At 70.2% G+C, this 14,356-nt stretch carries 15 protein-coding genes and 1 pseudogene; 6 read left to right on the top strand and 10 right to left on the bottom strand.

The window, feature by feature from the left end; translation table 11 throughout:
• Positions 1-291, bottom strand: a pseudogene (locus ACWELJ_RS29210) (hypothetical protein); the annotation flags it as partial.
• A gap of 610 nt (positions 292-901) precedes the next feature.
• On the opposite strand from ACWELJ_RS29210, the gene ACWELJ_RS29205 reads away from it, so the two are divergent.
• The 4 genes from ACWELJ_RS29205 to ACWELJ_RS29190 all read left to right on the top strand — a co-directional run bounded on the left by ACWELJ_RS29205 (position 902) and on the right by ACWELJ_RS29190 (position 2,855).
• Entirely contained in the window at positions 902-1,195 is a 294-nt protein-coding gene (locus ACWELJ_RS29205; RefSeq protein ID WP_357088823.1) for a WhiB family transcriptional regulator, read from the top strand.
• A gap of 398 nt (positions 1,196-1,593) precedes the next feature.
• Entirely contained in the window at positions 1,594-2,169 is a 576-nt protein-coding gene (locus ACWELJ_RS29200) for a sigma-70 family RNA polymerase sigma factor (RefSeq protein ID WP_357089901.1), read from the top strand.
• A gap of 1 nt (position 2,170) precedes the next feature.
• A complete protein-coding gene (locus ACWELJ_RS29195) occupies positions 2,171-2,485 on the top strand; it encodes an RskA family anti-sigma factor (RefSeq protein ID WP_452369335.1) in 315 nt (104 codons plus the stop codon).
• 172 nt (positions 2,486-2,657) lie between these two features.
• On the top strand, positions 2,658-2,855 hold the full coding sequence (locus ACWELJ_RS29190; RefSeq protein ID WP_452369334.1) for a hypothetical protein: 198 nt from the start codon (positions 2,658-2,660) through the stop codon (positions 2,853-2,855).
• Positions 2,856-2,927: 72 nt separating this feature from the next.
• Here ACWELJ_RS29190 and groL read toward each other — a convergent pair whose 3' ends face one another.
• Positions 2,928-4,535 (bottom strand): chaperonin GroEL, encoded by a 1,608-nt coding sequence (gene groL, locus ACWELJ_RS29185; protein WP_452369333.1) that lies wholly within the window; start codon positions 4,533-4,535, stop codon positions 2,928-2,930.
• Positions 4,536-4,712: 177 nt separating this feature from the next.
• Complete coding sequence (gene groES, locus ACWELJ_RS29180) at positions 4,713-5,015, bottom strand: co-chaperone GroES (RefSeq protein ID WP_033086015.1); 303 nt, start codon at positions 5,013-5,015, stop codon at positions 4,713-4,715.
• A gap of 617 nt (positions 5,016-5,632) precedes the next feature.
• Here groES and ACWELJ_RS29175 point away from each other — a divergent pair.
• The gene (locus ACWELJ_RS29175; RefSeq protein ID WP_452369332.1) at positions 5,633-7,081 is read left to right on the top strand and encodes an Hsp70 family protein; all 1,449 of its coding nucleotides are present in this window, start codon (positions 5,633-5,635) and stop codon (positions 7,079-7,081) included.
• Positions 7,082-7,178: 97 nt separating this feature from the next.
• On the opposite strand, the gene tsaD is transcribed toward ACWELJ_RS29175, so the two are convergent.
• From tsaD to dapA, 6 genes are all read right to left on the bottom strand, one after another.
• The gene (gene tsaD, locus ACWELJ_RS29170) at positions 7,179-8,210 is read right to left on the bottom strand and encodes a tRNA (adenosine(37)-N6)-threonylcarbamoyltransferase complex transferase subunit TsaD (protein ID WP_452369331.1); all 1,032 of its coding nucleotides are present in this window, start codon (positions 8,208-8,210) and stop codon (positions 7,179-7,181) included.
• Positions 8,207-8,716 (bottom strand): ribosomal protein S18-alanine N-acetyltransferase, encoded by a 510-nt coding sequence (gene rimI, locus ACWELJ_RS29165; protein WP_452369330.1) that lies wholly within the window; start codon positions 8,714-8,716, stop codon positions 8,207-8,209. The genes tsaD and rimI overlap by 4 nt, the downstream gene beginning before the upstream one ends.
• Positions 8,713-9,423, bottom strand: coding sequence for a tRNA (adenosine(37)-N6)-threonylcarbamoyltransferase complex dimerization subunit type 1 TsaB (tsaB, locus tag ACWELJ_RS29160; protein ID WP_452369329.1), 711 nt, complete (start codon positions 9,421-9,423; stop codon positions 8,713-8,715). Before tsaB ends, rimI begins: the two co-directional genes overlap by 4 nt.
• A 71-nt stretch (positions 9,424-9,494) precedes the next feature.
• Positions 9,495-9,941, bottom strand: coding sequence for a tRNA (adenosine(37)-N6)-threonylcarbamoyltransferase complex ATPase subunit type 1 TsaE (gene tsaE / locus ACWELJ_RS29155; RefSeq protein WP_452369328.1), 447 nt, complete (start codon positions 9,939-9,941; stop codon positions 9,495-9,497).
• Positions 9,938-11,074, bottom strand: coding sequence for an alanine racemase (gene alr, locus ACWELJ_RS29150; protein WP_452369327.1), 1,137 nt, complete (start codon positions 11,072-11,074; stop codon positions 9,938-9,940). Before alr ends, tsaE begins: the two co-directional genes overlap by 4 nt.
• Positions 11,075-11,147: 73 nt before the next feature.
• Positions 11,148-12,038, bottom strand: a complete 891-nt coding sequence (dapA, locus tag ACWELJ_RS29145; RefSeq protein ID WP_452369326.1) for a 4-hydroxy-tetrahydrodipicolinate synthase — start codon at positions 12,036-12,038, stop codon at positions 11,148-11,150.
• Between the two features lie 70 nt (positions 12,039-12,108).
• Between dapA and ACWELJ_RS29140 the strand changes: the two genes are divergently transcribed.
• Positions 12,109-12,978: a LysR family transcriptional regulator gene (locus tag ACWELJ_RS29140; RefSeq protein ID WP_452369325.1), complete on the top strand. Its 870-nt coding sequence runs from the start codon at positions 12,109-12,111 to the stop codon at positions 12,976-12,978.
• An 85-nt stretch (positions 12,979-13,063) separates the two neighbouring features.
• Here ACWELJ_RS29140 and ACWELJ_RS29135 read toward each other — a convergent pair.
• A partial coding sequence (locus tag ACWELJ_RS29135; RefSeq protein ID WP_452369324.1) for an NAD(P)H-hydrate dehydratase occupies positions 13,064-14,356 on the bottom strand: 1,293 nt, incomplete at its 5' end.

The following is a 14,356-nucleotide window of genomic DNA, read 5'->3' as shown; positions in this document are numbered from 1 at the left end:
GGCGGCGGCGCGCCCGTCCGCGACAGCGGCGTGGCTGTGCCAGCCGAGCTGGCGCAGCAACGACGCCTCGGTGCTGTGGGTGAGTGACGACAGGGCGGCGTCGGTGGTGCCGCGGCGGGCGTGGCGGAGTTCGGCGCGCGCGGCGGCGTAGTAACCGATGCCACTGAGCGAGACCGCGCGCAGCCAGGATCCGGTGGCGTCGGGCGCGGCGGGCAACCCGGCGGCAGCACACTCGGGCGTGGCGCCGAAGGCGGCGTCGGCGAGTACGGAGTTCACTTCGAGCACAGGCACAGCCGCACTGTAACCAGTGGCCGGACAAGTGACGGCAGCCGCCATAGCATAGTTCGCCAGCTATCAGCCAGCATTCATCAACGCCTTTGTGTTTCCACTCGGTAAATCTGTCCTCGCTATCGACCAGCACGCCCGTTAGGAATTCGTATAGCGTTTCGCGCTATTAACCCAGCGGCCTCGAAGCGGCCATCTCTACCCTACTCAGCGCTCGATGTCCAATGGCTGAGATCACTCTGATCGAGAGCCTTGCATAGATCGAAGCATCCGGATTCCGACCCAAAAAGCCTGTGCTACCAGCGGTTTTAACCAGTCGGATGGGCTATCACAGCGCGGTCACGGTGCTGGGCAACCGATCAGTATCACCACAGCGCCCCTGTCTTGTAAATAGCTCGGATGTTAATTCTCTAATGTGCAGGTATTCGGCTCGAGTCGAATGAAGCTATTGACTCGAATTCGTTTCGCGACCTAACGTACGTCATCGCCGTCGTTGGCGTCGTGCTGAATTGCGGCGCCGATGAAGTGCGATCGCCGGGCCACGGCGATGCGGCCACCTGTTTGCCACCAGCACCGCTCGACAATGCCGACGAGCTCGCACCAAGAGGAGTTCACCATGCCGATGCCAACCCACCTCCCCGGGCCGAACGCCGATGTATGGGATTGGCAGATGCGCGGATCCTGCCGCGGCCAGGACTCCGCCGTGTTCTTTCACCCGGACGGCGAGCGCGGCCGGGCGCGGGCCCAGCGCGAGCTGCGGGCCAAGGAGATCTGCAAGGCCTGCCCGGTGCTGTTGCAGTGCCGTTCGCACGCGCTGAAGGTCAGTGAGCCCTATGGCATCTGGGGTGGCATGTCCGAGACCGAGCGCGAGCTGCACGCCCGCCGCAATCGCCGGCGCATCGTCGCGTAATCCAGGGGCCCGCAGGCACTCTCGGCAAACCCGCGAGACTGGTGTTCACCAGCGGTGTCCCTGATGCGACAGCGGGCCGGGCTCGAGATTCTTCCCATCCTTTCGGGGTGGCGCGCCGAATAGCTAGCAAACACCCGGCACCGCGCGGCGGGGCCGGCAACGACCGGCGCGTCACGGCGTGTCTTCGATGTCACGATTGCGGCGTTTCGGTACAAATCGGAAAATCGCTGTGCCACAGTCGCTTTGCCGAATCACCCCCACCCGAGAGGAGGTCATAGCGACCCGCTACCCTCGTGACCGATGACACAGAACGGAGCGTTGTGACAACGCGGCCGCCTGCTGCAGAGGGCGACTCGTTCCAGAGCTCGAGGGACGGACGAGGGGTGGATGCACCCAGCGTGGACTCTGCGGTGACGGCGCGCGCAGCCGAAAGTCTCGAACTCGCCGCACTTCTCGAGCGTTGCGGGCAGTCGGATCAGCAGGCCTTCGCCGAGCTGTACGACCGCACCAGCGCGCGAGTGTTCGGCCTGGTCCTACGCGTGCTCCACGATCCGGGATACGCGGAGGAGACCACTCAGGAGGTCTATCTCCAGATCTGGCGCACGGCCGCCAATTTCGACCCCAACAAGGGGTCCGCTGTCACCTGGTTGATGACGCTGGCCCATCGCCGCGCGGTCGATCGCGTCCGCGCCGAGCAGGCCCACGCCCAGCGTGAGGTCGCGTACGGCACCAGCACCCTCGGTAACGAATTCGACGAGGTCACCGAAGAAGTCGGGCGACGGCTGGAACAGCAGGCGGTACTCGCCGGGCTGGCCACCCTGACCGAGACGCAGCGTGAGGCGATCTCCCTCGCGTACTTCGGCGGCCGGACATACGCCGAGGTGGCAGCCTATTTGGGCGTAGGGTTACCTACCGTTAAGTCCCGTATTCGGGACGGACTGACACGACTCAAGAAAAGTTTGGGAGTGACGTGAGATGAACGAAAGCCAGATCGATCTCGCGCACACTGTCGCGCTCGGATCGATCGGCGACGAAGATCAGCGCGCGGTGGCGGATCTGCTCGATACCGACGACCCCGTACTGCGCGCCGCCTTCACCCTGGAAGTGCAGCAGACCCGAGAAGCGCTCGCGCTGGTCGCGTCGGTGCCGGCCGTCCCGCCGCCACCCGCCCTCCGCGATCGCCTGCTCGCCGCGATAGCCACAGACCCGGCCCCGCCGACCACGATTCACCATTCGCACACCGCTCTCCGCCACGGAAACGGGCGTTCGTCCTATCCCGTGAGAGATTGACCCCGCGCGCGCCCCGGAACGCTCTCCGGGGCAATCTCCCGATTCCGCCCCGGCCCTACCCGTTCGACTGGTAAGGCACACCCGGGTAACAGCCGGAAGAAAAGGGACGATTCGGACACTGTAAGTCCGTGTGCGCCATGAGAATTCATGCCGCCCCGCGAACGGATTCGGCATGTATCTACTCTCCACCCTCACCCGCGTCACCCTCCGCGCGCTCGCGGGCATCGCCGCCGTCGCCCTCATCGGCGTCGGCTGCTACGCGGCCGCCCACTCCCCCGCCGCCGCGCCGGACGAATACCCGGCCGTCCCGCTGCCGCCGATCACCGCACCGCTCGATCCGGCGCCCTCCCCGATCCCACCGTCGAAATGACCTGCCCCGCAGCCGGAAACGCCGAGGCCCCCGGACGGAATCCGTCCGGGGGCCTCGGGTACTACCGATCGATCAGTGGGAGTGGCCGGCGTGCGCGTCGGCCGCTTCCTCGACGGGCTTGTCGACGATGGCGGACTCGGTGGTCAGCACCATGCGCGCCACCGAGGTGGCGTTCTCGACGGCCGAGCGGGTCACCTTGACCGGGTCGATGACGCCCTCGGCGACCAGGTCGCCGTAGGTGAGGGTGGCGGCGTTGAAGCCGTGCTCGCCGTCGGTCACCTTGGAGACCACGACCGCGCCGTCGACGCCGGCATTGCCGGCGATCCAGAACAGCGGGGCCAGCAGGGCCTGGCGCACGACCTCGACGCCGACGGCCTCGTCACCGGTCAGCGAGTCGCGCAGCGCGGGCAGCGTGGCCGCGGCCTGCACCAGGGCGGTGCCACCGCCGGGGACGATGCCCTCGGCGACCGCGGCCTTGGCGGACGCGACCGCGTCCTCGACCCGGTACTTGCGCTCCTTGAGCTCGGTCTCGGTGGCCGCGCCGACCTTGATGACGGCGACGCCGCCGGCCAGCTTGGCCAGGCGCTCTTCCAGCTTCTCGCGGTCCCAGTCGGAGTCGGTGTGCTCGATCTCCTTGCGCAGCTGCGCGACCCGGCCGTCGATGTCGGACTGCGAGCCCGCGCCCTCGACGATGGTGGTCTCGTCCTTGGTGACCACGACACGGCGGGCCTTGCCCAGCACGTCCAGGCCGGCCTCACGCAGGGTGATGCCCAGGTCCGGGTTGACCACGGTGCCGCCGGTGACGATGCCCAGGTCGTCCAGGAACGCCTTGCGGCGGTCGCCGAAGAACGGGGCCTTCACCGCGACCACCTTGAGGGTCTTGCGGATCGCGTTCACCACGAGGGTGGACAGCGCCTCGCCGTCGACGTCCTCGGCGATGATGACGACCGGCTTGCCCGACTCGGCGATCTTCTCCAGCAGCGGCAGCAGGTCCGGCAGCGAGCTGATCTTCTCGCGGTTCAGCAGGATCCACGCGTCCTCGTAGACCGCCTGCATGGTCTCCGGGTCGGTGACGAAGTACGGGGACAGGTAGCCCTTGTCGAACTGCACGCCCTCGGTGATGGCGACCTCGGTCTGCAGACCCGAGGACTCCTCGATGGTGACGACGCCGTCCTTGCCGACCTTGGTCAGCGCCTCGGCGACCAGGGCGCCGATCTCCTCGTCCCGCGAGGACACGGTGGCGACCTGCGCGATGGCCTTCTCGCCGTTGACCGGGGTGGCGGCGGCGGCCAGGGCCGCGGCGACCGCGTCGGCGGCCTTGCTCATGCCCTTGCCCAGGGTCATCGGGTTGGCGCCCGCGGCGATGTTCTTCAGGCCGCCCTTGATGAGCGCCTGCGCCAGCACGGTGGCGGTGGTGGTGCCGTCGCCGGCGACGTCGTTGGTCTTGGTGGCGACGCTCTTGACCAGCTGCGCGCCCAGGTTCTCGAACGGGTCCTCGAGGTCGATGTCGCGGGCGATGGTCACGCCGTCGTTGGTGACGGTCGGGCCACCGAAGGCCTTGGCCAGCACCACGTGCCGGCCGCGCGGGCCGAGCGTGACCTTGACGGCGTCGGCGAGCTTGTCGACGCCGCGCTCCATAGCGCGACGAGCCTTCTCGTCGAACTCGATCTGCTTTGCCATGTACCTACTCCTGTGGGTCCGGGTCGGTCCGGGGACTAGGCCCCGAACCCCCGAAGAGGTTGGGTGGGAACGCACTCCGCCCCGGGCCGAATGCTGGCTTTCGCAGCTGCGACTCCGGGGCGGATCCGGGGGTTCGGGGGCCGAGCCCCCTGAACGTCCCGAGAGTTGGTGCGTCGCTTACTTGGTGACGACGGCCAGCAGGTCGCGGGCCGACAGGATCAGGTACTCCGAGCCGTTGTACTTGATCTCGGTGCCGCCGTACTTGCTGTAGATGACGACGTCGCCTTCCTTGACGTCCAGCGGGATGCGCTTCTCGCCGTCCTCGTCCCAGCGGCCGGGGCCGACGGCGATGACGGTGCCCTCCTGGGGCTTCTCCTTCGCCGTGTCGGGGATGACCAGACCGGAGGCGGTGGTGGTTTCGGCCTCGTTGGCCTGGACGAGGATCTTGTCCTCGAGCGGCTTGATGTTCACGCTCGCCACGTTGAGCCCTCCACTTTCAGGGGATTCTTCTCGTCCGGGGCTGTTCCCCGGACGCACGGTTTCGGTCATGTGCGTGACCCTGTGCAATCAGCCCCGTCGTCGCGGGTGCCGGGACCCCTGCTCAGTAGTCATCAGCTGGCACCTGAGCACAAATACCAGTGCCACCTAGCACTCTATACATGGGAGTGCCAGCGCTCAAGGCAAGGGGCTGCCAGCGCTCGGGGCAAGGGCCTCCGGCGCCCCCTCGGGCCGCGACTCGCCGACGTGACGGCCGGGGAATCTGAGGTCTTCCAAAGAAATCCGAAAATCTGTAACGTTCGGATAACGGATTGTGACACCATTGACGGCGGCCACGCGGCGAGACCGAATCGGTCGGGTCACGCGCGCCGTCGACAGTTACACATCTGCTTCACCCCGCTAACCGTGCGGCAACCCCCGCACGGGCTCGAGAAGAGAGCAAGACCGCAAGTGATCAGTGGCAGGTCCGGATGCCCCATCGGACGCGAGCCCGCCACGGTCCGTAGCTCGCCGGAATCGCCTGCTACCCATTGGGCGGGTCCGGAGTCCGTTCGAGATGGTCGTCTCCACCAGGACCATCCGCTCGAAGGGAGGTGAACATGCGAACATCCCTCGGCATCTCCGCCGGGAGCGAAGTGGTGTGCTCGGCAACGGTCGCCACCGCGCCCAACGGCGCCCAGAGCTTCGACTACCGGGTCGTGACGGCCGATACCGCGCACTCCGACCTCGGTGATCTGGTGGCCTCCTCGATCGAGTTGATGACCACCCAGATCCCCCGCGACACCGTGCATCCGGTCGGCTCGGCCGCCCGGAGCAACGGCCACGAGCCCGACTCCACCCCGCCCGGCGATATCGCGGTCGCCTACCGCGACCGCGAGCAGGCCCAGATCATCCGTTCCGCCATCGGGCGGCAGCGGCACGGCGTGCAACTGATTCCCGAGACCACCGCGGCGCTCGCCTACCTGCGGCACACCGGCCTGCTGGATCGCTGGGACACCGTGGCGGTCATCGACATCGGGGCCACCGGCACCACGGTCTCGGTCGCCGATCACGCCGACGACACCGTGCTGCGGTCCGAGCGCACCTCCCACATCAGCGGCAACGCCATCGACGAACTGATCCTGCAGCATCTGCTGGACTGCCACCTGTCGCGCCGCGGCATCCGCCCCAACCGCGGCATCCTGCTCAATCGCAGCCGGGCCGCCAAGGAGCACCTGTCAGTGGTCCCGGCGGTGACCATCGACCATGTGGCCGGCCAGCCGCTGAAGCTGACCCGGGTGGATTTCGAGGAGATCGTCGCCGACCTGCTGCGCGAGCTGGCCGTGTTCGCGCGCGGCGTGTTCACGCGGGCCGCGAAGTACCCGGAGGCCGTCGCGGTGATCGGCGGCGGCGCGAACGTCCCGATCATGGTGGTGGGGCTGGAACGCCAGCTCGAGATGCCCGTGGTCACCGTGCCCGAACCGGAGTCCGCGATCGCGAAAGGCGCGGCGCTGGTGGCCGATTCGACCGTGCCGACCGCCTTCCCGGTGATCGGCCTGGGCACGGACGCGCCGATCGGCACCTTCACCAAGCTGGCGGGCACCCTGGCCGGGGCGATCGTGGTGGTCGGCCTGATCGTCGGGTACGGGGTCAAGGAGTTCGTGGTCGAGGAACCGCAGCCCGCGCACTACTCGCCGACCACGTCGACCCAGCAGCCGGCGACCACGCCGCCCGCCCCGTCGACGACCGCTCCGGCGCAGGGTTCCACCAACCCGACCGCGAATCAGAATCCGAGCCACCGCACCACCGTCGCCGTGCCGCCCCCGGCCCAGACCGGTTCGGCCGGCGGCACTCCCACGGTCCCCAACATCTCCTCGCAGCAGCCGCCCTTGCGCCCGGACCCGGATCTACCCCAGATCCCGTTCCCCGCGGATCTGCCCCGCCTGCTGGGCCCGCTGCTGGGCACCACGCTGCCGCCGATCGAGCCGGAACCGCGCGTCTCGCCCACGCCGCGCTCCAACGCCTTCGCCGCCTCCCCGCGATTTCAGCGGCCGGCGCTGAGCCGTTGACCGTCGGGCGCCGACGAGCTACCCCGACCCTCGCGAAATCGGTTGTCGCGCTGACTCACGCACGAGATCCACGCCGGCGACCATCACGGTCCGACTCTCACAGGTAGCTCGTGGAGACCGGCAGGCCCGGATCGGTGGCCACGGTCAGTTCGGAAGGCTGTGCGCCGCCCGCGATCACGTGCGCGCCCAGGGTGGCGATCATGACGCCGTTGTCGGTGCACAGGCGCGGCTTGGGCACGCGCAGGGTGATTCCCGCTGCCGTGCACCGTTCCTCGGCCATGGACCGGATGCGGGAGTTGGCGGTGGCGCCGCCGCCGAGCACGAGGGTGTCCACGCCGACGTCCTGGGCCGCGCGCACCGCTTTCATGGTGAGCACGTCCGCGACGGCCTCCTGGAAGGAGGCGGCGATATCGGGGATGGGCAGGTCGCGGCCTTCCCGTTGCGCCGCTTCGACATAGCGGGCGACGGCCGTCTTGAGGCCGGAGAAGGAGAAGTCGTAGCGCGGGTCGCGGGGCCCGGTCATGCCGCGCGGGAAGGCGATGGCCTTCGGATCGCCTTCGGTGGCAATGGAATCCAGGACCGGACCGCCCGGATAGCCGAGGCCGAGCAGCCGCGCCACCTTGTCGAAGGCCTCGCCGGCGGCGTCGTCGACGGTGCTGCCGAGCTCGGTGATGGGCTGTCCGAGATCGGTCACGTGCAGCAGGTGGGTGTGGCCGCCGGAGACCAGCAGGGCGACCGCGGGCGGCATCGGCCCGTGCTCGAGGGTGTCCACGGCGACGTGCCCGCCCAGGTGGTTGAGCGCGTAGAACGGGATATCCCAGGCCGCCGCATAGGCTTTCGCCGCCGCCACGCCGACCAGCAGGGCGCCGGCGAGGCCGGGGCCGATGGTGACGGCGAGCGCGTCGGGCTTGCTGATCCCGGCGGCGGCCAGGGCCCGGCGCACGGCGGGCACGATGGCCTCGAGGTGTGCGCGCGAGGCGATCTCGGGCACCACGCCGCCGAAGCGGGCGTGCTGGTCGACGCTGGAGGCGACCTCGTCGGCGAGCAGTTCGCAACTGCCGTCGGGCAGCCGCCGTACGATGCCGACTCCGGTTTCGTCGCAGGAGCTTTCGATACCCATGACGATCATGACGAGACCTCGGCGTCGGTGATGAATCCATCCTGCGGGAATCCGGCCATGGCCGGTCGCCGCATGGTGTACGCGTCGGCCCCGCTGGGCTGGTAGTAGTTCTTGCGCAGCCCGATGATGTGGAAGCCGTGCTTCTCGTAGAGCGTGATGGCGGGCGCGTTGTCGGTGCGGACCTCGAGGAAGACGGGTCCGCCGCGGCGTCCGGCCTCCAGCAGCAGCGCCTCGAGCAGCAGGGTGCCGATGCCGCGCCGGTGCTGTTCCGGGTCGACGCCGATGGTGTGGACCTCGGCCTCGGGGTGTTCGGCGGTGCCGAGCAACGCGATTCCGGCGTAGCCCACCATGGTCCCGCCGGCGTCGCGGGCGGTGATGTAGCGGTTGTGCGGTCCGGCCAGTTCCGACAGGAACGACACCTCGTGCCAGGGATCGTCCTCGGGGAATAGCACCTGCTCGAGCTGTGCGCAGCGGGTGACGTCGGCGGGCCGCATCGGTTCGATGCGGATGGTCATCGGCCCACCTGCGCATAACTCTTCTCGACGGCGTCCGGGCGGCGCAGGTACAGCGGTACCAGCGGGGCGGGGACGACGCCGGACAGGATGTCGGCGGCGGCGCGGCGCACCAGCCCGGCCGGGGACGGCGTCTCGACCGGCAGCACGGGCAGGTCGAAATAGTCGACGTGCGAGGCGGATCCGGCGATCAGCGTGGCGGCGGCCTGATCCAGGTCGGCGGGCTTGCTCACCTCGGGGCCTTCGCAGCGTTCCAGCACCAGGCTGCCGGGGACGGCGCGGTAGCGCGCCCAGTACACCTCGCGGCGGCGGGCGTCGGTGACGACCAGCAGTTCGACCGGGTCGGAGCTCTCGCGCAGATAGCTCTCGGTGTCGGCGGCGATGGCGTCGAGGCTGCACACCCCGTAGACGGGCAGGCCGAGCGCGTCGCCGAAGGCGGCGGCGGTGGCCATGCCGACCCGCAGTCCGGTGAACGGTCCCGGGCCGATACCGGCCACGACCGCCGCGATGTCCGCGCGGGAGCGCCCGGACTCGGCCAGGCAGCGCAGGATCTGGGGCGTCAGCACCTCGTTGTGCGCGCGTGCGTCCACGGTCACCTGTTCGGTGATCGTGGTGATGCGCGGTGCGTTCGACCCGGGTTGCGCCGGTTCCAGTTCCACCAGTCCCGCTGTGACGGCGGGAGTCGCGGTGTCGACAGCCAATATCAGCATGATTGCCTCAACAATACCGGGTGGTACAGCCCACTCGGCGTGGTGTCTGCCAGCGGGAATCTCGCGCCGGATCAGGTGGCGGCGACCCACTCCCATTCCGCGGTGCGGACATCGGACTCGGGTTCGCGCCGCAGCTGGACCCGCAGGTGGCGGTCGGCCAGGTGTTCGGCCACGCCGAGACCCCATTCCACCACCACGACCGCGTGGTCGAGATCGGTGTCGAGGTCGAGGGCGTCGAGTTCGTCGAGGTCACCGCCGAGCCGGTAGGCGTCCACGTGCACCAGCGCCACCGCGCCCGGGTGCGCGCCGGCGCGATGCTGGCGGGCGATGATGAAAGTCGGTGAGCTGACCCGTCCTTGGACGCCCAGCCCGGCGGCGATGCCGCGGGTGAGCGCGGTCTTGCCCGCGCCCAGCGGGCCGTCGAGGATGACCAGGTCCCCGGCCTGCAGCTGTTCGGCGAGCTCACGGCCCAGCGCCTCGGTGTCCTCGACGGTGGTGAGCATGCGGTGGTCGTTCATCGGTCGCCCCCGATGTGGTCGCGCACGACACGGCCGCGCGGATTGCACACGATCTCGTAGTTGATGGTGCCGAGCGCGTCGGCCCATTCCTGCGCGCGCGGGTGTCCGGGCTCGCCGCCGAACAGCACCGCGGTGTCGCCCGCCTGGACTCCGGCCTCGTTCTCGCCGAGGTTCACCACGATCTGATCCATGCACACCCGCCCGATCTGGGGACGGCGCGCGCCGCCCAGCCACACCGAGAATTTTCCGCCGAGGGTGCGCGGCACGCCGTCGGCGTATCCGGCGGGCAGCAGCGCGACGGTGGTGTCGTGTTCGGCGATCCAGTCGTGGCCGTAGGAGACGCCTTCCCCCGCGGCCACCCGCTTCACGCGCAGCACGCGGGCGCGGAAGCTCATGGCCGGGCGCAGCCCGAAGTCGGACAGTTCCGGGATCGGTGACAGGCCGTAGACGGCGATGCCGGGGCGAACCATGTCGAAGGCCAGGTCCGGGCGGGTCAGCGCGGCAGCGGAATTCGCGATGTGCACCAGTTCGGGTTCGAGGCCGTGTTCCTTGGCGGTGGCGATGAACTCGAGGAAGCGTTCGCGCTGCCGGTCGTTCACCGGGTGATCGGGCTGATCGGCGAGCGCCAGGTGCGAGAAGATCGCGCGCAGCCGGGCCGTCCCGGCGTCGACCAGCGAGCGCAGCAGGTCCAGGACCTCCCGGTATTCGGCGGCGGGAATCCCGTTGCGGTTGAGCCCGGTATCCACTTTCAGGCTGACGGTCGCGACGCGCCCCAGCCGGCGGGCGGCCGCGGCCACCGCCTCCAGCTGCGCGAGCGCCGACACCCCGATCTCGATATCGGCGCCGATCGCGCTCGCGTAGTCGGCGTCGGAGGTGTTGAGCCAGCACAGGATCGGCGCGGTGATCCCGGCGGCCCGCAATGCCACCGCCTCGCGGACCGTGGTGGTGCCCAGTTCCCGCGCCCCCGCCGCGAGTGCCGCCCGCGCGACCTCGACCGCACCGTGGTTGTACCCGTCCGCCTTCACCACGACCATGACCGCGGCGTCACCGGCGTGCTCGGCCAGAATGCGCACGTTGTGGGCGATGGCGTCCAGGTCGACGAGGGTTTCCACCTGTGGGTCGGGCTGCTTCACACCACCGATCCTGCCATCCGGGCAGGGGCGATTCGCGTCACACCCGAGTCGGGGCGGCCGGCGCGGGGCGGAATCAGATCGCGGTGGCGAGCGCCATGGGCACGGCGGCCAGCGCCGCGGCGAGGGCTTCGGAGCTCGCTGGGAGCAGCGGGAGCCGCACGTTCGGGGTGGGGATTCGGCCCTGGGCGGCCAGGACCGCTTTCACCACAATGGGATTGGGTTCGGCGAACAGGGCGTGGGCCAGCGGGGCCAGCCGGTTGCCCAGGGCGCGACCGGTGTCGAGCGCGCCGGTGCGCCAGGCCGCGACCAGGTCGGCGTAGGCCGCAGGTGCGACATTGGCGCACGCGAGAATCGCGCCGGACGCGCCCAGCGCCAGCAGCGGGGCGGCGAACAGATCGTCGCCGGCCAGCACCGAGACGTGCCCGGGGACGCGGGCCAGGAAGGCAACCGTGGTCTCGTCGATGCCGCCCGCGGTGTATTTGAAGCCCGCCACGTTCGGCAGTTCGGCCAGGCGGCACAGGGTTTCGGCGGTCAGGGTGCGGGAGGTGCGGTAGGGGATGTGGTAGATCAGCACCGGCACCGGGCTGGCGGCGGCGAGCACCCGGAAGTGCTCCACCACACCGGCTTCCGAGGGCCGGTTGTAGTACGGGACCACGGCGAGGGCGGCGGTGGCGCGCGGGTCGAGGGCGGACAGGGCGCGCGCCGAGTCGAGGGTGGCGTTCGAGCCCGCGCCGACGATCAGGGCGGCGTCGCGGTCGGCACAGACGCGGGCGCAGATATCGATGACGCGCCGCTGCTCGTCGCGGGTGAGGGTGGTGGGTTCGCCGGTGGTGCCCAGCGCGACGAGGCCCGCCGCGCCGGCGTCGAGGACCTCGTGGGCGAGCGCCTCCAGGGCGTCCGCGGCCAGTCCGTCGTCGGCGGTGAAGGGCGTGACCAGAGGAACGTAGAGGCCGTTGAATGTCATGCCCCCAGCCTGGTCGAGCAGATGCGTCAGGTCTATTTCACGTTTCTATCCCCGAGCATAAGATCAACTGATGCTGGATGTCCGCCGGCTGCGCCTGCTCCGCGAACTCGCGCACCGGAAAACCATCGCCGCCGTCGCCGATGCCCTCACCTACACGCCCTCGGCCGTCTCCCAGCAGCTCACCGCCCTGGAACGCGAAGCCGGGGTGCCGCTGCTGGAACGCACCGGCCGCAGCGTCGTCCTCACCCCCGCCGCGCTGCGGCTGGTCGAGCACACCGAAACCATCCTGGCCGTCCTGGAACAGGCGACCGCCGAACTCGCTTCCGCCCGAATCGAACTCACCGGCACCCTGCGCATCGGCGCCTTCCCCACCGCCGTCCACCACATCCTCTCGCCCGCGCTGGTCACCCTCAGCCGGGACCACCCCCTGCTGGAACTCCTCGTCACCGAGCTGGACCCCGCGGCCGCCCCCGCGGCCCTGCGCGCCGAAACCCTCGATATCGCCCTCCTCCAGGAATACGACTACGTCCCCCTCACCCCCGAGCCGGGCCTGGACACCGAACCCCTCTTCGAAGAGACCATCCACCTGGCCACATTGACCCCCGGACCCCTTGCCGCCCAAGCCGATTCCCCCTGGATCGCGGGTACGCCGGGCACCCTCTGCCACGAAATGACCGTCCGCGCCTGCCTGGCCGCGGGCTTCACCCCCCGCATCCGCCACCACGCCGACGACTTCGGCACCGTCCTGAACCTGGTCGCGGCCGCCCAGGGCGTAGCCCTCGTCCCCGACCTCGGCACCCACTCCGCCCCCGCCACCGTCACCCTCACCCCGCTCCCCACCCGCCGCCGCACACACCTCGCCTACCGCCGCGGTACCGGCGGCCATCCCGTCATCGCCGCCGCCCGCACCGCCCTGCACACCGCGGCTACCACCGGTTGATGTAGTCCTCGACTCCGGTGGCGATCCTCGCCCCCCGCGAGCAGTCGTCCGCCGAGCCACCAATGCTCGGGGAACCTCCCGGCGGTCAGGCCGCGAGTTCCCGCAGGGTTCCGATGGCTTCGCGGATGTGGGAGAGCAAGGGGGAAGCGGAGATCGGGGCGCCCGCGGTGGTGGCGGAGTGGGCCGCGAGATTGGCGGCCAGGGCGTGGACCCGGGCGGCGGAGGCGGCGGCGACAGCGGGGTGCAGGCCGCGGGCCAGGAGTGCGCCGATGATGCCGGACAGGACATCGCCGGAACCGGCGGTCGCGGCCCAGCTGCCACCCGCCTCATTGACCAGGACGGGGTGGCCGGGGCTGGCCACCACGGTGGCTCGCCCCTTCAAAAGGACTGTGACATGCCAGGATTCGGCGAGCTTGCGCACCGCGGCTACCCGGTCGGGGCCCGGTTCGGAGCCGGTGAGGCGGGCGAACTCACCGGCGTGCGGGGTGAGCACCGTCGGGGCGGTGCGCCCGGTGAGCAGGTCGGGATCCGCGGCGAGGAGGGTGAGGCCGTCGGCGTCCACCACTACGGGAAGGTCGGTGGCGAGGATCTCGGCCAACCGGTCATGGGCCGCGGAATCGGTGCCCCCGCCCGGCCCGAAGACCCAGGATTGCACGCGCCCGGTAGCGGAAATCGATTCCGCGGCAATCACTTCCGGAAAATGCGCGAGCACCTGTTCGGCGCCGGTGCCCGCGTAGCGCACCATGCCCGACGTGGCCGCGATCGCCCCGCCGGCGCACAGCACGGCCGCGCCCGGATAGGTGGAGCTGCCCGCGCACACGCCGGTGACGCCCTGGGTGTACTTGTCGTCGGCGGGCCCGGGCACCGGCCAGAGCGCTCCGACCGTGCGCGGTTCCAGCGCGATCACATTCGCGTCGGGCAGCCGTAACCCGATGGGCACCAGCTCGATTCGCCCGCAGTACGGCGCGGCCAGCGCGTGCACCGGCTTGAGCGCGCCGAAGGCGACGGTGACATCGGCGCGCACCGCCGGACCGTCCACGCAGCCCGTATCGGGGTCGACGCCGCTGGGCAGGTCGGCCGCGATGATCGGACACCGCACGCCCGCGACCAGCCCGGCCGCCACCGGGCGCAAGGAGCCGTGCCCGGAAATGCCGACGATGCCGTCGACCACCAGGTCCGGGTCGCCGAGCAGAGCGGCCACGCGGCACGGCGCGGCGGGAACGCCCGGCGGCAATCCGAGCCGCCGCAGCGTCGTCGCGGCGACATCGGCGTCCGGACCCCGCCGTTCCACCGTCCCTTCCCCGACCTCGTCGACCGAGCCTTCCCGCAGCTCCCGGACGGTGGCGGGCGCGACCGCAATGCGCCCGCCCGCGCGGCG

The organism is Nocardia sp. NPDC004582 (genome assembly GCF_053602115.1).
This window is presented reverse-complemented; position numbering and strand designations above follow the sequence as displayed.